The 23,420-nt window shown below is 50.9% G+C and carries 14 protein-coding genes; 12 read left to right on the top strand and 2 right to left on the bottom strand.

What is annotated here, in order from left to right; translation table 11 throughout:
* Positions 1-5: 5 nt before the first annotated feature.
* Together PJDR2_RS18280 and PJDR2_RS18275 are read left to right on the top strand one after the other, a co-directional pair.
* Positions 6-1,835 carry an ABC transporter ATP-binding protein gene (locus PJDR2_RS18280; protein ID WP_015845201.1) on the top strand — a complete coding sequence of 610 codons (1,830 nt, stop codon included), beginning with the start codon at positions 6-8 and terminating at the stop codon, positions 1,833-1,835.
* Positions 1,828-3,633, top strand: a complete 1,806-nt coding sequence (locus PJDR2_RS18275; RefSeq protein ID WP_015845200.1) for an ABC transporter ATP-binding protein — start codon at positions 1,828-1,830, stop codon at positions 3,631-3,633. The genes PJDR2_RS18280 and PJDR2_RS18275 overlap by 8 nt, the downstream gene beginning before the upstream one ends.
* A 76-nt stretch (positions 3,634-3,709) precedes the next feature.
* Here PJDR2_RS18275 and PJDR2_RS18270 read toward each other — a convergent pair whose 3' ends face one another.
* Complete coding sequence (locus PJDR2_RS18270; protein WP_015845199.1) at positions 3,710-5,218, bottom strand: cobyric acid synthase; 1,509 nt, start codon at positions 5,216-5,218, stop codon at positions 3,710-3,712.
* Between the two features lie 322 nt (positions 5,219-5,540).
* Here PJDR2_RS18270 and PJDR2_RS18265 point away from each other — a divergent pair, with 322 nt between their 5' ends.
* Complete coding sequence (locus PJDR2_RS18265) at positions 5,541-8,360, top strand: GxGYxYP domain-containing protein (RefSeq protein ID WP_015845198.1); 2,820 nt, start codon at positions 5,541-5,543, stop codon at positions 8,358-8,360.
* Between the two features lie 114 nt (positions 8,361-8,474).
* Here PJDR2_RS18265 and PJDR2_RS18260 read toward each other — a convergent pair whose 3' ends face one another.
* Positions 8,475-10,154 (bottom strand): PucR family transcriptional regulator, encoded by a 1,680-nt coding sequence (locus PJDR2_RS18260; protein ID WP_015845197.1) that lies wholly within the window; start codon positions 10,152-10,154, stop codon positions 8,475-8,477.
* A gap of 199 nt (positions 10,155-10,353) precedes the next feature.
* Between PJDR2_RS18260 and PJDR2_RS18255 the strand changes: the two genes are divergently transcribed.
* The 9 genes from PJDR2_RS18255 to PJDR2_RS18215 all read left to right on the top strand — a co-directional run bounded on the left by PJDR2_RS18255 (position 10,354) and on the right by PJDR2_RS18215 (position 23,409).
* Positions 10,354-11,595: an amidohydrolase family protein gene (locus PJDR2_RS18255; protein ID WP_015845196.1), complete on the top strand. Its 1,242-nt coding sequence runs from the start codon at positions 10,354-10,356 to the stop codon at positions 11,593-11,595.
* A gap of 22 nt (positions 11,596-11,617) precedes the next feature.
* On the top strand, positions 11,618-12,832 hold the full coding sequence (locus tag PJDR2_RS18250; RefSeq protein WP_015845195.1) for an ABC transporter substrate-binding protein: 1,215 nt from the start codon (positions 11,618-11,620) through the stop codon (positions 12,830-12,832).
* 23 nt (positions 12,833-12,855) lie between these two features.
* Positions 12,856-13,737 carry a branched-chain amino acid ABC transporter permease gene (locus PJDR2_RS18245; RefSeq protein WP_015845194.1) on the top strand — a complete coding sequence of 294 codons (882 nt, stop codon included), beginning with the start codon at positions 12,856-12,858 and terminating at the stop codon, positions 13,735-13,737.
* Between the two features lie 28 nt (positions 13,738-13,765).
* On the top strand, positions 13,766-15,592 hold the full coding sequence (locus PJDR2_RS18240; protein ID WP_015845193.1) for an ABC transporter permease subunit: 1,827 nt from the start codon (positions 13,766-13,768) through the stop codon (positions 15,590-15,592).
* Positions 15,579-16,295 (top strand): ABC transporter ATP-binding protein, encoded by a 717-nt coding sequence (locus PJDR2_RS18235; protein WP_015845192.1) that lies wholly within the window; start codon positions 15,579-15,581, stop codon positions 16,293-16,295. The genes PJDR2_RS18240 and PJDR2_RS18235 overlap by 14 nt, the downstream gene beginning before the upstream one ends.
* A gap of 30 nt (positions 16,296-16,325) precedes the next feature.
* Complete coding sequence (locus tag PJDR2_RS18230) at positions 16,326-17,531, top strand: amidohydrolase family protein (protein ID WP_015845191.1); 1,206 nt, start codon at positions 16,326-16,328, stop codon at positions 17,529-17,531.
* Between the two features lie 242 nt (positions 17,532-17,773).
* Complete coding sequence (locus PJDR2_RS18225; RefSeq protein ID WP_015845190.1) at positions 17,774-21,655, top strand: discoidin domain-containing protein; 3,882 nt, start codon at positions 17,774-17,776, stop codon at positions 21,653-21,655.
* 141 nt (positions 21,656-21,796) lie between these two features.
* Complete coding sequence (locus PJDR2_RS18220; RefSeq protein WP_015845189.1) at positions 21,797-22,336, top strand: GNAT family N-acetyltransferase; 540 nt, start codon at positions 21,797-21,799, stop codon at positions 22,334-22,336.
* Positions 22,337-22,491: 155 nt separating this feature from the next.
* Positions 22,492-23,409: a phytanoyl-CoA dioxygenase family protein gene (locus PJDR2_RS18215; protein ID WP_015845188.1), complete on the top strand. Its 918-nt coding sequence runs from the start codon at positions 22,492-22,494 to the stop codon at positions 23,407-23,409.
* Positions 23,410-23,420 lie beyond the last annotated feature (11 nt).

Raw genomic sequence — 23,420 nt, 5'->3', positions numbered from 1 at the left:
ATCTAATGTCTAGTAAAGAATCCACTTATCGGCAATTTCGGATGTATTGGAACAATAACATGTACTTCCTCGGAATCGCTTACCGCACCGCGCCCCGCCGGGTTATCCTGCAATTTATTCTTGCTATTCTAAACTACGGAATGGATTATTTGTATGCCATTTTATTTATCGGGTATGTGTTTGGGGCAGTAGAGAACGGAACGCCTTATCGTTATGTATTGGCTTTTATCGGCGCCATGATCGCAACGTATTTTATACTGTCGCTCGTCTCCGAATGGTTCGAAAAGCGCTATAAGCCGGTATGCGATCTCATGATTTCGCAAGAGCTCAACCGAATCCTATTCGAAAAAGCCGCGGAGGTTGAGCTTGCCTGCTATGAAAATACTGAATTTTACGATAAATATACTCGTGCAGGACTGGAAGCGGATACTCGCATGGCCAGCGTTCTGGACAATCTCGCGAATTTTGTCGGGGCGCTTGCCTCATTCATCATGCTGCTTGTTACGGTCATATATCTTGATCCGGTTGCCATTATTTTCATTATTCTTCCCGCGGTCACGAAGCTTACGATTACGGTCCGACGCAATCGCGCTTTATATGAATTGAACAAAGCAAACACCCCGTCCGTCCGGGTAAGGAAATACGTGAACCGGATTGCTTATTTGGAGAGCTATGCGAAGGAATTGCGGCTCTCGAATATTTTCCGGGTGATGCTGGACCGCTACGGGAAAGCGGTTGGCATCATGCGCGGCAACTTCCTGACCTTGGGCAGACGGGTCGCCAAATACCGGGCGCTTGACGATGTCCTGGGCAGAGTTGCACCGTACCCTCTGGCAATGCTGTATGCGGGATATAGCGTGCTTGTCATTCAGAAAATCAAGGCGTTTCAGTTTATCGTCCTGCTGAATGCGATCAACAATTTAAGCCACTCAATGGCTACCGTGTCCGGCTTCTTCACCAATTTGCAAGAAAACGGCATTTATATTGAAAACGTGAAGGAATTTCTGCAATATGAGCCGGTCATTCCGCAAAGCCATGACGGAGTAATTCCGGACGCCGGAATGCCAAGCCTGGAGCTTAAACAGGTCGGCTTTGCTTATGGCGGACAGTCACGGCCAATCCTGAGCGGCATTGATCTTCAGGTGAAGCCCGGCGAGAAGATCGCGCTTGTTGGTCATAACGGTGCGGGCAAATCAACGCTGATCAAGCTGATGATGCGGCTCTATGATCCAACGGAAGGCGTTGTTCGCTTAAACGGCGAGGAGATTAAAGCCTATCGGCTTAGCGATTATCGGGAGCTGTTCGGAACCGTATTCCAAGATTGCAAGGTTATCGCAATGCCGCTTGCGGACAACGTATTTATGCGCAGAGCATCCGAGCATGAATATACGCGGGCAGCCGAAGTATTGGATAAGGTAGGCGTCTATCAAAAGATTAAAAGCATGGGAGGCTCGGCCTCTTCCGTCATGACCAGGGAATTTGACGACAAAGGCTTGGTTCTCTCGGGCGGCGAGATTCAGAAGATTGCGATCAGCCGATTATTCGCGGACAACAGCCGAATCGCGATTCTGGATGAACCGTCAAGCGCGCTTGATCCGGCGGCGGAAGCCTATATGTTCGAGCTGCTGCTGCAAGCATCGGCAGACCGGACCATTATCTTTATCTCGCACCGGCTATCGTCTGCGGCGCTTGCCGACCGGATCTACATGCTGGAAGAAGGCAGAATCGTAGAGTCCGGCACTCATAAGGAGCTGATGGCTGTAAACGGGAAATACGCGGATATGTTCCGCAAGCAGGCGGAGCATTACCGGGAGGAGGCGGCTCAATATGGCTAAGCGGGGAGACGTTCTTCGCAATAATCTCTTTATGCTCGGATATGTGTTCAGGATTATACCGCTGTACGCCGTTGTGCATACGATCATGCAGGCGTTGTTCGGATTGTTTGATGTCATGTGGGGCGTTCTGCTCATCAAACTTGTCGTTGACGCGGTAACGGTTCATCATTCGGTAGTCCCCGTTCTTCTTGCCGCAGGCGGATATTTGCTATACGGGGCAGCCATTCAGACTGCGGCCGGTTACGTTTACGAAATGTTTGCGCCCATTCAGCTTCAGAAGCTGAACAAAGCGATGCAGGAGGAATTGTACGGGAAGGCCATCCAAATGGATTACGCAAGGTATAACGACCCTGAGTATTATAATCAATTCGTGTGGGCGGCATCGCAGACGGAAGGCAAAGCGGCTGATGTGCTCGACCAGACTGCCGAGCTGCTTAAGAGTACCATTACCGTAGCAGGTATCGCCGGGGCCTTGCTGGTCTTGAATCCTTTAGGCGTTGCGGTTGTCATTGTTGGACTCGCGGCAAGATTCTGGATCACCATTCTATCCAATAAAGTGGAGTTTAAAAGCGAGCTGGAGTTAAAGCCGCTGGAACGGAAAAAGAACTATACCAGCCGGGTATTTTATCTGCCCGATTATGCAAAGGAGCTTCGCACGAGCCGAATCGCGGCGCCGCTCATGGAGGATTACCGCCAGGCGAATACGGCGAAGCAGCAGGTCATTCACAAATACGCTCCCCGTTTAATTTTGCTACGCATATTGAGCGGATTTGTGTTTCGAACGTTGCTTATGGACGGCATTTATTTTGCCATTACGGCTTATCAGGTAATTGTTCAGCATTCGATTACTTACGGAACGTTTGCCGCTGTAACGAACGGCGTATGGACGCTGGGGTGGAGTCTCAATAATCTGATTGACACAGTAACGAAGTTTCAGAAGAATAACCTTTACATCCGGCAGCTGCGCTCTTTTCTTAACGATAAGCCGCAAATGGAGGAGCCACTGCAGCCATGCGAAATGCCAAGCTTACCGAAAGAGATTCGTTTGTCCAACGTCAGCTTCACCTACTGCAATAACGATACGCCGACGCTCCGCGGCATCCATATGTGCATTCGGCCAAAGGAGAAAATCGCGATCGTTGGCTATAACGGCGCCGGCAAGTCTACGCTAATCAAGCTGCTGTTAAGGTTGTATGACGCGAGCGATGGCGAGATTAGTTACGATGGACGAAGCATTCGTGAATACCGGTCGGAAGATTATCGCAGCCAGTATGGGGTAGCATTTCAAGATTTTCAGTTATTTGCTGCTAGTCTCGCGGAGAATGTATGGATGGACCGGGTGGAAGGCGAGGATACGGAGCGGCAGGCAAGCATTATTGAAGCGCTGCGGAAAGCGGATTTTGCCGGCCGTTTGAGTAGTCTGAATTACGGTCTGAATACCGAACTGACAAGAGAGTTTTCGGATAAAGGGCAGATCTTTTCCGGCGGAGAAGCGCAAAAGATCGCAATCGCCAGGGCATTCGCCAAGCCTTGCTCGGTTCTTATTCTCGATGAGCCTTCCAGCGCGCTTGATCCGATTAGCGAATACAATTTGAATCGGGCGATGCTGGAGGCCGCGGAGGATAAGACGGTGATCTTTATCTCTCACAGGCTGTCCACAACCCGTCTGGCTGACCGTATTTATATGTTGGAACGCGGGGAAATCATCGAATCCGGCAGCCACGAGGAGTTGATGCAGCTTGATGGCAGTTATGCCAAGCTGTTCCGGCTACAGGCAGGGCATTACCTGTCGGCTTGATCCTGATCATGCGGGAAAGTCAAAAGCCTCAAGAGCACATCCGCCGCACGGATTGCTGTTGAGGCTTCTCTTATGTTTATCGCTTATGCAAAATGCTGTAAACCTTCTCCATATCCAAATGAGCCCGGACATGCTCGGCTAGCCGGTCAAAGGCTTCAAGCTGTCGGCTGCGGAAGGGCAATATCGCTTCGACCGGAGCCAGGTTTTTTCTTGCGCGCACCAGATTCAGGTATTGTCGCCTAAAGGCGTCGTTATGAAAAATACCATGTACATACGTGCCGAAGATTCGTCCATCCTCCGAAATGCTGCCCTCGTCCTGTCCGTTAATAGACAGAAGGGGGAGAGCCGTTGAGAGGGCAGTGGTCTGCCCCATATGAATCTCGTAACCTTCAATGGCAAGACCTTGCATGTCAGGCCAATCGGGATGCCCGAAGGAAACATTGCCGCTGACTCGTTCCGTTCGTTTATTGGTATAAAAGGTTGTGGAGAGCGGAAGAAACCCTAGTCCGTCCGATTCGACGTATGCGGATTCAACTTGATGCGGATCGTACAGCTTCTGTCCAAGCATCTGATAGCCTCCGCATATCCCGGCAACATAACAACCGCTTGCGGCATGTTCGGCGATGGCTTTGGCCAGTCCGGTTTTCTTCAGAAAGAGAAGATCTTCAATCGTGTTCTTTGAACCCGGGATAAGGATAACGTCCGGCTGCCCTAATTGATCCATTCCTTCGACGTAACGAACATGGACGTCCGGCTCGGCCTCCAGCGGATCAAAATCGGTGAAGTTCGAAATACGGGGCAGCCGAATAACCGCAATATCCAAGTCTCCATTCCCGGCTTGGTCCGTCCGCTTCTCCAGCACAACCGAATCCTCCGCTTCAATATCCAGCCTTGGCAGATAGGGGATAACCCCTAACACAGGAATTCCCGTACGTTCTTCGAGCCAATCCAGACCGGATTGCAGCAGGCTGATGTCGCCGCGAAATTTATTGATAATAAATCCTTTTACCCGGCTTCGCTCGTCTTCTTCCAAGAGCTCCATCGTTCCGACAATGGAGGCGAAGACGCCGCCCCGATCAATATCCGCGACCAGCACGACAGGGGCATCGGCCCATTTGGCCATCCGCATATTAACGATATCCCGATCCTTCAGATTAATCTCGGCGGGGCTTCCCGCGCCTTCCAGCACGATAATATCATGCTCCCCGCGAAGGCGGTCCAATGCCTCTCTTACAATACCTTCGGCTAAAGGAATGTATTCCTCGCGGTATCGCCAGGCGCTCATTTCTTCAAGCGGCTTGCCGTGTACGACGATTTGCGCCTTCATCTCTCCGGTGGGCTTGATCAGTATCGGATTCATATCGGTTGTAGCCGCAATCCCGCAAGCCTCTGCTTGGACGCCTTGCGCTCTGCCAATCTCCTTGCCGTCAAGCGTGACATAGGAGTTAAGCGCCATGTTTTGCGATTTGAAAGGCGCTGTTTTCCGCCCGTCTTGTACGAAAATACGGCAAAGTGCCGTAGTCAGCACGCTTTTTCCTACGTCTGATGCCGTACCTTGCACCATAATGGTTGATGCCTGTTTCAAGCTTACGCCTCCTTTATTGCAATTGCTTAAAGTCGAAATTAGTCTTGTCTCTCAATATAAACCATGGTAAAAGAGAGAGAAAGGATTGTTTTAATAGATATATTGAATATAAATAATATGGGTGATATAATATTCATAAATAAAGCGCTTACACATTCAGTCCGCCTTGGCATGATTGTGTAGCGCTTATTTTTTTACTTATATATCGTGTATATCGTGAAGTCGAAGGGAGGGCAGGTGATAGGAGAGACAGAAATTAGGTCGGACGCCGGGATAGGTGCGTTCACAGTCGAACAAAAAATCAATAAAAAGGAGATTTAAAATGAAATGGAATAAGAAGCTAGGCGCAGCACTCCTTGCAGCCGTTATTCTGGCTGCATCTTCTCCGTTTGCAGGACTTCCGAAAGCAGAGGCAGCAGGGCTATCCTGGCCGTCAGGTCAGATTCTTCCGTCGTTCTCGGCTCCTGCATCCACGCTTGACGTCATGAATCTGGTTACGGAATACCGCTATGAAGCCGAAGGTACTCAGGTCGGTCACGGAACAGGGCGGCTTGAGGGCAACGGATGGCTTGCCCAAACGTCCATCGATGCTCCTAATCAGCACATGGTATACGGTCCTTATGCTACGGATATTCCGGTTGGAGCAAACCAGGCTTATTATGACATGACCATTGATAACAATACCGCCAATAACGATGTCATTGTGACGGTAGATGTCAGAGATAACACGACGGGACAGATTCTGGGAACTCGGGATATTGCTCGGAAGGATTGGACGAAGGCGGGTTCATACGAACGGTTTACGCTTAACTACAACAATCCGACTGCCGGTCATGCGCTTGAATTCAGAATTTATTGGTATGGCCGAGCCTACACCAAGGTAGATGCCGTTGGTTCCGTCCAACAAGGGAAATCGGATGAGACCGTTCTGTTTACGACGCTTAAGGGTCTTGTCAACAAAACGCAGCCGAGAATTTACACGTATGATGATAACGTCAGAAATGAGGATGGGAAAGACAAATGGCTGAACGATTTGGGGATCGGACATACGGACGTGGCTGACAACTGGTCGCTGATTACCAAATATGCCAGCGAGATTAATGGGATTGTCGTTTATGACGATGCCGTTCCGGATACGCTTAACCTGGCCACAACCATTGCGGGGCAAGCGGGCGGGATTGTAGCGCCTCCTAGTCTGGTCAGCAAGCTGACATCCGCCCCGTATAATCTGCCTATCCTGGATGATCTGCGAGGGGATTTCAGCACGAAGCTGCAAGTTTATCAATATTTGCACGACCATTATTGGTCTTCGTTGACGCATAAGCTCATTATCGGATTAAATCCGGGCATCAAAGGAGCTTTACGAGAGTACGCGTTGGCAACAGGAACGGCTGTCGTATGGCTCGATCCTTCCGTTCCGGCAGAGAAAACGCTGCTGCAAAGCTTCTTCTCCGATATGCCGTACGGCAGCGGAATCTATATGGGCTGGTGGCCGGATGAGGCAATCGGCGTTCAAGCTGCTTCCGAATACGGCATTTCCACTGTTGCCAGCGACTGGTCCTCCAATCTGACCGTATTCGGCGGCACGTCCAGAACAGTTAATGTGAAGCCGGTGCCGAACAAGCCGCCGCTTCAGAATAAAATATACGTTTCCTTGATATTGAGCGACGGCGATAACCTGCAGTACATGGAGCACCGATTCAAGAAAATTTGGGATTCGCCTAACCGCGGAGCGGTTCCGCTTGGCTGGACGGTATCGCCGGCAATGCTGGATGCCATGCCCGGCATCCTGAACTATTTGTATAATTCGGCTACGCCTAATGACGCTCTTATTTCAGGGCCATCCGGAATCGGTTATACTTATCCGAATGCTTGGGCTAATCAAACCTATCTGAACAATTTTGTAGCCCTGTCGAATGATTACATGAACCGCGCGGGATTAAAAGTTGCGACGATCTGGAATACCATTACCGGCGGCATTAATGCTAACGTAGGGCAAAGCTTTGCCCAATATGCTCCGTCGTTGTTAGGATTAACCGGTCAGAATGCCGGAAGTCCAATTACAATCTACGGCAATTCACTGCCAACCCAAGGGCTGAGCGCAACTTATTGTTACTCTGAAGCGACGATTATTTCCGAGATTAACAATGCGATTGCCGGTTGGGACGGAACGGCTCCCCGTTTTGTCAGTATCCAGTCCAATCCATGGGATGTGTCTTACCAGATGATCGTCAATGCGGTGAATAACTTCAGCAGCAACAGCAACATTGTGTTTGTTAGACCGGATACTTACTTCCAGCTGATGCGCGAAAATAACCAATTGCCTACCGATCCTTCAGCAGTCGTTAAGCAATATGAGGCGGAAACAGCTTTCTCGCATGCGACCGGCGCAGTTAGCGGCAGCGATTGGTCCGCTAACGTAAGCGCCCATAATGCGGGATATATGCTGTCCGGCAATTATGACAATACGATTCCGGCAGGACGCAATACCGCTGTTTTCAAGATGAAGATCGATTCCAACACCGGTACGAACGACAATGTGGTTACTTTGGATGTTAGGGATAATACGAACGGACAAACCTTGGCATCGGTAGACGTCTATCGCAATCAGTTCAAGAAAAACAACGCTTACCAGGACTTCAGCTTGTCCTTCAACAATCCTTCCGGAAGCAGCTTGGAGTTCCGGGCTTATTATCGGGATAAAGCCACTATAAGCATAGATAAGGTAACGGTGGCCAAAAGCATCGGCAAATACGAGGCCGAGGGCTCAGTGGTAGGGCATGCGCAAGGCCGCGTTAGCGGAGACGGCTGGCAGGCTACGCCAGCGCTTGACGGAACGGGCCATATGATGTATGGACCGTACGATCAGAATGTTCCGGTCGGCAACCGCATGATTACGTACCGGCTGAAGGTGGATAACAACATCTCCGATAATGCCACGGTCGCCATTGTTGACGTGTGGGACGCTGCGTCCAATTCCGTTGTGGCGCAATCAACCATTACAAGGCAGCAGTTCACGTCTGCCAACCAATACCAGGATTTCAGCTTATCGTTTAATCAGACGCTTAACCGGAATCTCGAGTATAGGGTTTGGTATGCGGATACGGCTACGGTAACGGTGGATAATATTACGGTAAACTAGGTTTGCAAGAGGGAGGGGGACGCATGCTTAGCATGCGTCCTTCTTTATTATGAATAGTTTAAGAGATGTATCTTAAGATGGAGGAATCCATTGGTTAGTGATTAGTGCCTTTTGTTACCTGGACAAAAAAACAGGGCTGTCTCCGCTTAGAAGAGGTTCTACGGAAAGCGCAATTCGCAGCCTTAAGCTTTCAATGGGATCCTTCAGCTTAACCCCAAGCAGTTTTTCGCATTTATCCAGCCGGTACACGACGGTGTTGCGGTGCACGAACAGCAGCTTTGAAGTCTCCATCAGCTGGCATTGCGTGTCGTAGAAGGCGCTAAGCGTCCGAAGCAGCTCTTTCCTCTCCTGTTCCTCCGTATGTCTGATGCCATAAAAAGTCTCCTCGTAAAATTGCCTCAGCTCGTCATGCGGCAGCATATGGAACAGATAACCGATATCCTTCGACTGGTAGGATTGCACGAACTTGGTTCGCTTCAACCGGTAGCCGTATTGGAGAGCCTTGATAGCTTCCTCATAGGAGTGTCTGATTCCAAGCGCATTAGTTGCAGGCTTGCCGATACCGATAGACAGGCTTAATCCGATCTCCTCGTTTAATCGATCGGACAAGCCAGCCAGTTGCTGGATGAAAATGGATTCATCCCATCCTGAAGCGGGAAGATGCAGCAAAAGTCCGAATGAATCGTTTTTGGTAAACATCGCAAAGGACTGCCCGATAGCGGAAAAATGCCGCTTAATCCTCTCATAATGCTCATCGCGCTCGGATACGTTCCGTTCATCCTGCCGCTCTGTTTGGCTATCCTTCTGGCCGTTCCCCCAGCCTGCCCCGTCCCTGCGAGCCGCAAGCATGACCCAAGCTCCGTTAGCCTTGATTCCGTATTTCTTTCCTCGATGAATAGCTTCCTGCTCGGAGGTGATGTAGCCGTCAATCAGATCGGAGAAGAATTCGTTTTTGTAACGGCGCGACCGTTCCTTCACCGCTTGTGCTTTTGTCAGCTCCATGCCAATGACATTGGAGGCTTGTTCCAAGGTTAAGCCGTACAAATTGGACATTTTCTCGACGGGATGGAAGGAAAGTAAATAACCTTCATGGCGGTAGGTGTGCACCGGATACAGCAGCACGTTGCAGCGATTGCGAAGCGAAACGTCAAGGAGGCAGAAGGAAGTTGGTGACGACGGTATTGCTGCTCCATCGAGTATGGCATCTGTTGCCGCTGCCAAGGCAGGCATCAGGGACGTATAGCCGAGCCTGGATTCGGCAATGGGCTGCAGCTTCCCGTTAAGCAGCAGAATGGGAGAGGAAAGCAGCTTGGTCAAAGCATCAATAATACCTGTAATCCCTTTTCCTTTCATGATCATTTCGGAGAACTGCTTATGGATATGCAAGGCATATTGCAGCTCTTCGTTCTTGTTATTCATGATCAGGCTTGTAGATCTTTGCAAAATCTCGCCTAAAGACAGCTCTACTGCCGAGATTTCGATAATCGGGAATTGCAGCCGCTCGGCTTCGAGAAGCGCTTCCTCGGGGACATGGAGCTCGAAGCGTTCCGTCTTGACAGCCATACCCGAGCATTCCATACGCTGCATATCCCGCATCAACTCCATAAACATGCCAGGTTTTTGCTTCATGAAATAACCGTTTGTCAGAAGAAGCTCGCCAGGGCGCAGAAACCGGATGATATCGGGGGCATCCATAATATTGACGGTTTGAACCGTGCGAGTAAGTCCGTTAAACCCGGCAATAACCCGCGCATGCTCGTAAATGTCGTTGGCAAGCAGCTCGCTTAGCAGCAATTAAATCCCTTCCTTTAAAAAAGAGTTTTGTGTTATGAAATGTAACACGGCATCCGCCTTGTGTAAATCAATTTTTGGATGATGCATCCAAAAAACTCATGATTTTTTAGATGTTGCAGCCAATGACATTCCGTTAATGAACAGCTATTCTGAATTTAGCTTAATTGGAGTTAACAAATGTGACATGGAGGGGGCTGCAATGCTTGATCAAGTCATATCAAATGTCAAAGTAAAGGGTCATCATCAACTAATGGATGTAGGAGTATCTGACGGCATTATCGTTTATGTGGAGCAAAGCGGGGCTGCCAAGGAATGGACTGCGAATGCTGTTGTAAATGGGGAAGGCGGTGTGCTGCTGCCAGGTCTGGTAGAACCGCATATCCACCTGGAGAAGGCGTACTTGCTTGCCAGAATGGAGAGGGAGGCAGGGTCGCTTCAGGACGCTATACGGATAACAGCCCATATGAAAAACGCTTTTACTAGAATCGACATGAGGGAACGTTCTCTTCAAGTCGTTCGGGAAGCCGTAAGTAACGGCGTGACCCATATGCGTTGTCATGCGGAGGTTGATCCGATCCTAGGTCTGTCGGCCATTGAATCGGCACTCGAGCTGAAGCAATCCATGCGACATCTGCTGGATTTGCAAGTGGTCGCATTCCCTCAAGAGGGAATATTCAAAAGCCCGGGAACCGCGGAGTTGATGGAAGAAGCTCTTCGGCTTGGCTGTGACGTTGTTGGGGGGATTACGTATCAGGATCCGGACTTGGACGATCATTTGAAGTTTGTGTTTGATCTCGCGGGCAAGTATAGCAAACCGCTGGATTTCCACGCGGATTTCTCCGACAAGCCTGAGGATCTGGCAATCATTCAAATTGCCAAGCGGACAATGGAATATGGGCTGCAAGGCCGCGTAAGCGCCGGTCATGTCACCTCGCTTGGTTCCCTTGCTAGAGAGGAGGCAGCAGCGGCAGCGGAGCTGCTGAGCGAAGCGGGCATTCATGTCATTACTTTGCCGGCAACCGACCTTTTTATTAATGGACGGGGCGATGAGGAAAAGCCGCGCAGAGGTTTGACTCCCGTCAAGCTGCTTCAGGAAAAAGGAGTCAATGTAGCCATTGGCGTGAACAACGTACAGAATCCCTTTACCCCGTTCGGCAAAGCGGATCCCCTTGAAACGGCTTGGCTGCTTGCAATTACCGCTTATATGGGAGGCGATAGTGATGCAAGCCGCTTGTTGGGGATGCTCACGGAAGGCGCAAGCCGGGTGCTAGCGCTTGAGGGTTACGGGATTCGCGTAGGGGCTTCAGCCGACATGGTGTTGTTCCGGGAGAAGACGGAAAGAGATGTGCTGCTTAATAAGTCGGAGACCCGGACGGTATGGAAAAGAGGCGTTATAGTCGCAGATACAAGAATCGAGAGAGCGATATTAACCATTTTATAAAAGATAGAGGAGAGGACTATACATGAGTAAACGTTATAACTTGAAAGTATGGTGTGCGGCATGGATGGCGGCTATGGTACTGGTGTTGGCAGGATGCGGCAGCAATAAAGCATCTTCGGGCAATGGCAACGAAAGCGATAAACCGATTCTGATCGGAATGTCGACGGAAGCAACAGGCGATAACGCCATGAACTCTATTAATTTATATCAGGGGGTTCAAATCGCCGTTGACCAGATAAATGCAAAAGGCGGTTTGCATGGCCGTACCGTTGAGCTGGTCGTTCGCGACACCGAACAGAATCCGACCCGCGGAATCAGCATTATCCGGGATTTCGGTCAGAAGGAAGGCGTGCTTGGAGCAGTAGGGGGCTTCTACAGCACCGTTATGCTGGCGCAATCCCCCATTATTATGGAGGAGAAATTCCCGTTTGTCGTAGCTACCTCCAATGTTCCCGCATCGGTAGAAAGCGGCATGCCTTGGACCTTTGGGGTACGGATGAACGCGAACATTACGGCTCAATACGCATTGCAATTCATTAATAAGTATTTTGCCACCGACAAAATCGCGATTCTTCATGAGAATGGCGGTTACGGCAAAGGCGCCGCAGCGGCGATGACAAAAGCGCTTGAGGAAAAGGGACTGAAGCCGGTAGCCGTGGAGTCTTTCGATAATGCCAAGGATAAAGATATGACCGCGCAGGTCAACCATGCGAAGGAAGCGGGAGCCGAAGTGATCTACCTGTTCGGGCAAGGAGCGGGGAATGGCTATGTGCTTCAAGCGATGGATAAGCTCGGCTGGAAGGTTCCGATCGTTGGCGAGAACGGCATGGCCAACAAAGGCGTGCAGGAGGTAGGCCAGCAGCTGGCGGAAGGAACTTATGCGATTCAGACGGCCAACTTCAACGTTGATCAGACCCGTGAACCCGCGGCGGTATTTCTGAAGGATTTTACGGCGAAATTCGGTCATATTCCAACGACGTTTGCCTCCGCGGCGCAAGGCTATGACGGCGCGATGATGCTGTTCCAGGCCATTGAACGCACGGAGTTGACGGGCAATCTGAAAAAAGACCGCGAGGCGGTCAAAAACACGCTGGAAACAAATCTTGGCCCGTACAGCGGGGTTATCAAGGATTGGGATCAGGCGTTCACGAAAGACAATCATGATGCAATCGACGTTCATTCGTATTTGATGTCCGTTTGGAAGGACGGCAAGCTTGTCGTATCCGACAAGCAGTAACAGAGCGGAAAAGAGGGATCAGCATGTCGCTTATCTTGCAATTAATCATCAGTGGTCTTGCGGTCGGCTGCCTCTATGCCGTTATCGCGCTTGGCTACAGCTTAACCTATGTCGTAAACGGTACTCTCAATATGTCGCAAGGCCAGCTCGTCATGGTAGGGGGAGTTCTGCTGTTTGGTTTCTCCGAGCATGCGGGGCTGCCGTTTCCCCTCGCGTTTGCTGCTTCGATCCTGCTGGTAGCCTTGCTGAATCTCGTGATCGAGAGGCTGGCGATACGCAAGTTCGATAAGGGTGCGAATTCGGTTGAGTGGGTACTCAGCACAATCGCGGTCGGCATTATTATTCAGGACGTTGCCCTCTATTTCAATGGTCCGGATGAAGGGGTCGTCCCTTCTCCGGCAGGCAGCGGCATGCTTCGCATTATGGATGCCGGCATCTATTGGAAGGAGTTTATTTTCTTCCCTATCGTTGGCGCGCTGCTCGCCTTGTTAATCCTGTTTTATCAAAAGTCGCATTGGGGCTTATGGCTGCGCGCAACAGCGGATAACCGGACAGCCGTTGAGATGATGGGCATAAATAGCGGGCGTGTCGTAGCCGTTGCTTATGTATTAAGCGGATTGCTAGCGGGTATTGGCGGGGCTTTAATGTCTACGAACTATGCCGTATCCGTCGATGTAGGCTTGCCGCTTGGTCTAAAAGCCATCTCCGTCGCTATTCTGGCCGGCGTCAATAATCCCAAAGGAATCGTAGGAACGGGGTTGCTGCTTGGCGTCGCCGAGGTGTTTATCGGCCAATATATCTCTACCGCATTCCGGGAAATGTTCGTGTATGGCATCGTTATTCTCGTGTTGTATTGGAAACCGATGGGACTGTTTAACGTCCGGAAAACAGTCGTCAAAGTATAGGGTCAGACTTGCTTGGGGGGAAGCGGAAATGAATGATAGCAGGAAAAGTATAATCTTCCGCAGGTCAGCTCTATGGGGCGGACTGCTTGCCGCAGCGGCGCTTGCCTCTGCTTCATGGACGGCTGATACATATATGCTGAACTTGTTTTTTACAATCGGCATTTATGTGATTGCGTGTGTCGGCATGAATATTCTGGTCGGCTATTGCGGGATTGTCTCCATCGGCCATGCCGGATTGATGGCGGCGGGAGCGTATACCTCGGCTTATGCCAGTACGCATTACGGATTGAACTTCTGGCTGTCCGCGCTTGCCGGAATTGCGGTTTCTTTAATCATCGGCAGCTTGATTGCCATTCCTACAATAAAAGCGGGCGGCGTGTACCTCTCCATGATTACCATCGCCTTCGGGGTTGTTGTGCATGAAGCGTTAATCAGATGGGATGGGGTTACCGGCGGGCCGCTTGGCATATCGGGCGTTCCGAAGCCAAAGCTTGGCGGTTATACCTTTGATCTGCAGAGCATGTATCTGCTCGCAGTGGCGGTTGCTGTCGGGGCTCTTATCCTCGCTTACAATATACGGCGATCCGCTTGGGGGAGATCCATGATTGCCACGAAGGAAAACGAGATAGCCGCAGCTTCCTTGGGCATTCGAAAATTCAAGCCGCAATACGTCGGATTTGCCGTCAGTGCGGTTCTAGCGGGTCTTGCCGGTACGCTGTATGCCCATACGAACAGCTTTATCAGTCCGGATACGTATCATTTCCAAGCTTCGGTTCAGCTTGTGCTTATCGTGATCTTAGGCGGCTCCGGAAGATTGCTTGGGCCCATCATAGGCGCCATTATATTGGTCTTCCTGCCTGAGGTACTGGAGATGGAAAAGCTTCGCATGGCGCTGTATGGGACGATCATGTTTGCGGTTCTTTATTTTCTCCCGAAAGGCATTATGGGAACGATGAACGATTGGCTGGAAGCGCGGTTTGGCTTAAAGCTTCGTTCGCAGGAAGCTGATCGAATCGGCGGTACGGCTGATTATAGCTTACCGTTCGCAAACGATAGGAAAAAGGGCAGATTCCCGGAAGCCGCACTCCGCCTAGAGGGCATTAATAAGTCGTTTGGCGGTCTACAGGCATTAAAAGAAGTTTCGGTTGAGATAAAAGCCGGCACGATCCATTCCCTTGTTGGACCCAACGGTGCCGGGAAAACGACGCTCCTGAATGTAATCTCCGGCTTGTATACGCCTGAACAAGGGGCAATGGAGCTGCATGGAGCTTCTCTCTCCGGTTCGCTGTCGTCGGTATCCGGGTTAGGTATTGCCCGGACCTTCCAGCATTCCCGGCTGTTCAAAGAACTGACCGTTCTTGAAAATGTCATGACGGGGATGACCGTTAAAGCGAGGACGGGGCTTGGAGCGGCATTCCTAAGGACACCTGCGCAACGCCGCAGGGAAGCGGAACTGCAGGAAAAGGCGCATCGGTTGCTTGATCTGATTGGTTATGACGGGAACCGGCATATGTCCGCCAGCCAATTGCCGTATGGTCATCAGCGAATGATAGAGATTGCAAGGGCGCTTGCGACAGAGCCAAGCGTATTGCTGCTCGACGAGCCGGCTGCCGGCATGACGGCAGCCGAAATCAAGCAGCTGGAGGAGCTTCTTCAGAGACTTGTTGGTTATGACCTGACGATTGTGCTGATCGAGCATCATATGGATTTTGTTCAGCGCGTCTCCGATACCGTCACTGTTCTGGATTTCGGTAAAGTCATTGGGACGGGTAACCCTGCCCAGCTGCTGAGCGATCCGCGGGTCATACAGGCGTATTTAGGCAAAGAGGAGGTTGCTGCGGATGCTGAGCGTTAATGGCTTATCCGTCAGGTACGGCCCGGTTGAAGCGTTAAAAGGCGTGGATATCGAGGTAAAGAAAGGCGAGATCGTAGCCATTATCGGCTCGAACGGCGCCGGAAAAACGACGCTCATGCAAACCATATTAGGGCTTGTGAAGCCGCACTCCGGCAAGGTGCTTCTGGAGGGAACGGATATCACCTCGATGCCGGCTAATCGGACCGCAAACTTGGGGGTATCGCTTGTCCCGGAGGGGCGGGAGGTGTTCGGAACGTTATCGGTTCTGGAAAATATGCGGATGGGATTAAAGCGACGGATCGGTTCAGTCCGGAAGGAACAGTTCAACAGGGAGCTGGAGCCTTTGTTCGACAGGTTCCCGAAGCTGTACGAGCGACGGACGCAGCTTGCTTATACGTTAAGCGGCGGAGAGCAGCAGATGCTGGTTCTGGCGAGAGCGATGATCAGTAGGCCCAAGCTGCTGCTGCTCGACGAGCCTTCGCTTGGTCTTGCTCCGATTATCGTTAACGAAATCTTTGAAGCGATTTACGGTTTATCGAAGGAAGGAACATCGATTCTGCTTGTCGAGCAGATGGCTCATAAAGCTCTTAATCTAGCAAGCAGAGGATACGTGATCGATAAAGGCTCGGTCGCGATGCAAGGGGATTCCGATGAGCTGCTTCGGGATGAGCGGATGGTTGAAGCTTATTTGGGAGCCCATTAGCCAACCAGAGAGGGATGAAGGTGAATAGTGATGGAAGCGAATAAAACGATAGTGCGAAACGTAAAGATTGAAGACCGGTTGCATGACTTGACTCTGGACCTGACGACAGGCTGCATGTCACACATTGAACCCAGCGGCAAAACGATGCAACCCGCAGAAGACTTCGCGCAAGTCTGGGATGCAGACGGACTGCTCTACTTGCCGGCCTTGTCCGATATGCACATCCATCTGGACAAACATTTTCTCGGAGAGCCGTGGAAGCCGCTGCAGCCGTTTGTTACTTTGCCCGGGCAGCTAGAGTTCGAGACCCGCATGCTGGAAGCACTGCCTACGCGTGCTGCGGAAAGAGCGCACCGGCTTCTGCAGCTTCTGCTGATGAATGGAACAACGGCTATTCGGACGCATGTGGATGTTGATCCCAAGCTTGGACTTTCTCATTTGGAGGATATCCTTGAGGTCAGGGAGCATTTTAGAGGGCGGATGGATATCGAGATTGTAGCTTTTCCACAGCAGGGCTTGCTGCGGTCCCAATCCATTTCTATTATGAAGGAGGCGCTTCGGGCAGGAGCGGATTACGTAGGAGGGGTTGATCCGGCAGGGCTGGACGGACAGGTGGACGCAAGCCTGGAAGCGATGTTTGAGCTCAGCACGGAGTTTAAAGCCGGCGTAGATCTGCATTTGCATGACCCCGGGCATCTAGGGACCTATACGGTTAGCCGATTCGCTGACTTGACCTTGGAGGCAAGCCAAAGCGGCCGTACGGCTGTCAGCCATGCCTATTGTCTCGGGCAGGTCAGTGAAGCCGAATCCCGAGAGCTGGCACAAAAGCTTAGCGCAAGCAATGTGGCGATTATGACCAGCGTTCCTATTGACCGTCCTATGCCGCGGGTAGATCAGCTGCTTCTGGAAGGGGTTCGGGTTCATGTTGGTTCGGACAATATTCTGGACGCGTGGAGTCCGTTCGGCAACGGAGATTTGCTTGCGCGCGGCTCGCGTCTGGCTGAAAAATTCGGCTGGATCACAGATGATCAGCTGCTGCAGACCTATCCTCTTATCTCTTCAGGTTCGCTAGTTCCGAAGGTTGGAGACCACGCGAGCTTTTCTTTGGTCAATGCCTTAAATGCCCGGCATGCTATCGCGGCTGTACCTCTACGCGAAGCAGTATTTTCCGGAGGGATGCTGGTAGGCGGCCGTTGGCACGTAAGCGATAGACAGGATCAGATTGTATTAGCCTAATTATTCTGATATGCAGTGCATCCCGAATGGATGTACTGCTTTTTTTGTTGTTCCGCATCGTCGAACAGCCGGCTTGATCATCTTGGAAATACATACATTTTCCGTAGTTTTGCATCTTATTGCCGGAGGCTAATCCTTTCTATAATTAGAGATATGCCATGGAGAGGAGGACCGTTAAGGGACAACTTGTAATCGCTTCCAAGTGAAAGACCAATAAGAGTTATCATTTGAGGAGGAATAGAATGCGCAACAAGTATGTCGCATGGCTGCTGATTGCAACAATGCTGATCACCAGCCTGCTCGTATCACTAGGAGAGCCGGTCTCTGCTGCCGGCGGACAAAACTTAACGCTGGGCAAGACCATAACCGCAAGCGGACAATCGCAAACGTATTCGCCCAACAATGTGAAAGACAGCAATCAGGCTACTTATTGGGAAAGCGCGAACAACGCGTTCCCGCAATGGATTCAGGTTGATCTAGGTGCCGTTGCAAGCATCGATCAGATTGTACTGAAGCTGCCCGCTGGCTGGGGCGCGCGGACGCAAACCCTGGCAGTCCAAGGAAGCACGGACGGCGCGGCTTTATCGAACATCGTTGCTTCAACCAATTATGTGTTTGATCCATCCGTTCAGAATAACACGGTTACGATCAACTTTGCCGCGGCAAGCACCCGTTATGTTCGTTTGAATGTTACGGCAAATAACGGATGGCCGGCAGCGCAGTTATCCGAGTTCGAAATTTACGGAGCGAGCACTCCCGGAGCGCCCGGTACATATCAAGCGGAGGCCGCTGTTTTGTCGGGCGGGGCCAAGGTAAATACCGATCATACGGGCTTCTCCGGTACCGGATTTGTTGACGGTTATTGGACGCAAGGGGCTTCGACTGCATTTACGGCAAACGTATCCTCCGCTGGAAGTTATGACGTGACTTTGAAGTATGCCAATGCGAGCGGCGCTTCGAGTACAGTCAGCATTTATGTCAATGGCATTAAAATTCGTCAAACTACGCTGCCTAGTCTGGCGAATTGGGATACTTGGGGAACCAAGGTGGAGACGCTTGCGCTTATCGCAGGCAACAACACGATTGCCTATAAATACGATGCCGGCGACTCCGCGAACATTAACATTGACGAGATCAAAGTAACGGCGTCCAGCTCGCCAACACCAACGCCAACGCCAACACCAACACCAACGCCAACGCCAACGCCAACGCCAACACCAACACCAACGCCAACACCGACACCGACACCAACACCAACGCCAACGCCAACACCAACACCAACACCAACACCAACACCGACACCAACACCGCCGGCAACCGATAACATCGCGATTGGCAAGACCATGACGGCGTCCTCAAACACGCAAGCGTTTGTGGCTTCGAACGCTAACGACAACAATACAAGCACGTATTGGGAAGGTAGCAGCAACCCAAGCACGCTGACTCTTGATCTCGGCAAAAACTACGATGTCACCTCCATCGTCTTGAAGCTGAATCCGGCGAGCGAGTGGAGCACGCGCACCCAAACGATTCAAGTGCTTGGCCATAATCAGACGACAACAACTTTCGGCAATCTTGTCTCATCGCAGTCTTATACCTTTAACCCGGCTTCCGGCAACACCGTGACGATTCCGGTTACGGCAACGGTTAAACGGCTTCAATTAAACATGACGTCCAATTCCGGAGCTCCGGCAGGTCAAATTGCAGAGTTCCAGGTATTCGGCACGCCTGCGGCCAATCCGGATTTGACGATTACAGGCTTGTCCTGGTCGCCGGCTGCACCGGATGAATCCAGTGCAATTACGCTTAACGCAACGGTTAAAAATGATGGCAATGCAAGCTCCGCGGCATCTACCGTCAACTTCTATCTGAACAACGAGCTTGCCGGTTCTGCTGCAGTCGCGGCATTAGCTGCCGGTGCTTCAGCTCAGGTATCCGTAAACGTCGGCAGCAAGACAGCAGCGAGCTACTCGGTCAGCGCGAAAGTAGACGAGAATAATGCCATCATCGAGCTTAATGACAACAATAACAGCTACACGAACGCAGCGGCATTGGTGGTTGCGCCAATTGCAAGCGCCGACTTCGTCGGAACAACCTCATGGACGCCTAACAATCCGGTAACCGGCAATTCGATTGCGTTTACGGTTAATTTGAAAAACCAGGGTACCGTAGCTTCCGCTGGCGGCTCCCATGCCATTACCGTTGCCTTGAAAAATTCGGCGGGTTCCACAATTCAAACGTTCAGCGGTTCGTATAACGGCTCTTTAGCCTCGGGGGCTTCGGCTAATGTAAGCATTCCAGGCACCTGGACGGCCGTCAACGGCAATTACACCGTAACGACAACCATTGCGGCAGATGCTAATGAAGCGGCGTCCAAGCAAGGAAATAACGTAAACACAACGAATCTGGTAGTCTATTCGGTCCGTGGCGCAAGCGTGCCGTATACCCGTTACGATACGGATGACGCAACCCGAGGCGGCGGAGCAACGCTGCAGACCGCGCCAACCTTCGACCAGGCATTAACGGCATCCGAAGCTTCCGGGCAAAAATATATCGCGCTTCCTTCGAGCGGTTCCTATCTGCAATGGACCGTACGTCAGGGTGAAGGCGGAGCGGGCGTGACGATGCGCTTTACTATGCCTGACTCGGCGGACGGAATGGGCCTGAGCGGCTCCCTTGACGTCTATGTCAACAACGTGAAAGTAAAGACCGTAGCGTTAAGCTCCTACTACAACTGGCAATATTTCTCGGGAGATATGCCGGCGGATGCTCCGGGCGGAGGAAGGCCGTTGTTCCGCTTCGACGAGGTGCATTGGAAGCTGGATACTCCGCTTCAGCCGGGAGATACCGTTCGCATTCAGAAAGGAAATGACAGCATTGAATACGGGGTAGACTTCATCGAGGTTGAGCAAGTTCCGACAGCAATTGCCCAACCGGCTAATTCGGTGTCCGTTACCGATTACGGCGCGATTGCCAATGACGGGCAAGATGATCTTACGGCCTTCAAAGCAGCGGTTAACGCAGCGGTTGCGGCCAACAAAACCTTGTATATCCCTGCGGGTACTTTCCATCTGGGCAACATGTGGGAGATAGGCTCGGTCAGCAATATGATCAATAACCTGACGATTACGGGAGCGGGCTACTGGTATACGAATATCCAGTTCACGAACCCAAATGCGGCTGGAGGAGGGATTTCGCTACGGATTACAGGCAAGCTGGACTTCAGCAATGTCTACCTGAATTCGAAGCTCCGTTCCCGTTACGGGCAGAATGCAATCTACAAAGGCTTTATGGATAACTTCGGAACGAACTCCAAAATTCATGATGTATGGGTAGAGCATTTTGAATGCGGCTTCTGGGTTGGGGATTACGCTCATACGCCTGCGATTTACGCGAATGGGCTGACGATCGAGAACAGCCGTATCCGCAACAACCTGGCTGACGGAGTCAACTTCTCCCAAGGAACGAGCAATTCCATCGTTCGCAACAGCAATCTTCGCAATAACGGTGACGATGCCCTGGCGGTCTGGACGAGTAACACAAACGGCGCTCCCGCAGGCGTGAATAATACGTTCTCTTACAACACTATTGAGAACAACTGGCGCGCAGCAGGCATTGCTTTCTTTGGCGGCAGCGGACATAAAGCCGACCACAACGTTATTATCGATACCGTTGGCGGCTCCGGCGTCCGTCTGAATACGGTCTTCCCGGGTTATCACTTCCAGAATAATACGGGAATTACAATCTCGGATACAACGATCATTAATAGCGGCACGAGTCAGGACTTGTACAACGGGGAACGGGGAGCGATCGATCTGGAAGCTTCCAATGATTCGATCAAAAACGTGACCTTTACCAACATTGATATCCTCAATGCGCAGCGTGATGCGATCCAATTCGGTTATGGCGGAGGCTTCGAGAATATCGTCTTCAACAACGTGACCATTGACGGTACGGGCAAAGACGGGGTAACGACCTCAAGATTCTCGGGCCCTCATTTGGGCGCTGCAATCTATACCTATACGGGGAACGGATCGGCAACGTTTAACAATCTGGTTACGAGAAACATCGCCTACCCGAACGTGAACTACGTTCAGAGCGGATTTACGCTAACTTTTAACTAGAGGAGAGGACCACTCCGATTGACTTGGAGTGGTCCTTTTTCAAGCGCAATTTACACAAACAAAACGTGGCGTTCATACAATCCCACATGTCCTTTTATATACTTGAGAAGACGACTTTCAAGGACTAGGGTGATAGATACGATGATTAAAAAACGAGATTTGCACGAATGCCACTCCTTGTATCAATTATTGGTTGATCCCGCTGTTTTCCCTTATGTTCGTTACAAACCCCAGTCGCATGAAGAATATCTATTTGCAACCAAGCAGTTGATCGTCGAAGAAGAGCAGGGCACATGTATTTCAAGAACGATTCTGAATGAGACGGGACAACCCATTGGCAGTATCGACCTCTACGATATTGTTAATCATACAGGCTTTCTGGCTACATGGATCGGCATTCCTTATTTCGGCAAAGGGTATAACCAGCTGGCTAAGGAAGCTTTTTTCACAGAGCTCTTTCTGGAGCATGAGATTGAAACGGTATTTTTGAAAATCCGCAAGCAGAATATCCGGTCAAAAAAAGCGGTCGAGAAGCTGCCCTATGTCACCCTTGCCAATGATCTTAATCCGTATATGTATTCGCGAATCAATCATACCGAGCAAATCTACGATTTATATCAGGTAGAACGGCCGGCCTTTTTGCATAACAGCCATGTCATCCAGCAGGAGATTGCGACTTAATAGCATTCGTTTTTCTTTCGTTACAAAGCCATCCCTCGCGGGATGGCTTTGTGTGCTTTCGGCAACCAAATCATTGCTTCCAGCTAAATCTTTCTTAGCGATCTCCCGGTATAGTTAAGCTATCTTGCCGCATACGAAGAGGAGTTGATTAAATAATGAGTGCTAAACAAGATTTCTTGGAAGCGGATGCAAAGCTGCAGTCTGTTATTACGGATGAGCAAGCCCGATATTTTCTGGACAACGGTTATCTGATTATCCGGAATGCATTAATGGGCGAAGAACTAAGATTGCTGCAGGAGCAGACTCTTCAAATCATCGAAAATGGACTTGCAGGCCAAACGGAGGCCGGCGATTATTTGTACCGAATTCGGGCCAATGGGGACAAGGTGTACTGGCGGACCGAATTTATTATCGATAAATGCGAAGCTGCCAAAGTGCTATTGGGCCACCCGTTTATTTTGCGAACCGTGGAGAAGCTGCAAGGACCGAATTTAATCCCGACCTGGGATTCGCTTGTCGTCAAAGCGCCGGGTAACGCGGCCTCCGTGCCTTGGCACCGTGATGCGGCAATGCCGGACGGCTGCCTGGATCCAAGGCCTATCTTCAACGTTGACTTCTACCTGGATGATGCGGATGAAGGCTCCTGCCTTTGGGTTATACCGGGAAGTCAGCATTGGGAATCAGCCGAAGCAGATGAACGCTGCTCCAGGCCAGGTTTTGAGACCAACGATGCGGTTCCGGTTCCGCTTAAGGCAGGAGATGTCATTTTTTACAATATCCAGCTGCTGCACGGCTCACCGGAAGGAGAAGGGAATGCTCTGCGGCGTACGGTCTATTACGAGTTCAGGCCAGGCGAGATTGAGACAGGTTTTGGACCGCATACGACGGACTATCTCCCTATCAAACAGCGCATTTTGCGGGACTGCATAAACAGACGGGAGCATTGTGGGTATACCGAAGGGGAGCAGGCATTTGAATATCACCCAACCGGAGCTTATGCATTTTCCGAGTCCGAGGAAGATGTTCCGCCTGCTTATCGCGTTCCCCATGAGAATTACTGGAGAAAAATATAAAAAACGGTGAG

Source organism: Paenibacillus sp. JDR-2, from assembly GCF_000023585.1.
GTDB lineage: Bacteria > Bacillota > Bacilli > Paenibacillales > Paenibacillaceae > Pristimantibacillus.
Note: the sequence above shows the minus strand (reverse complement) of the source record. Positions and strands in the feature narration are given on the sequence as shown.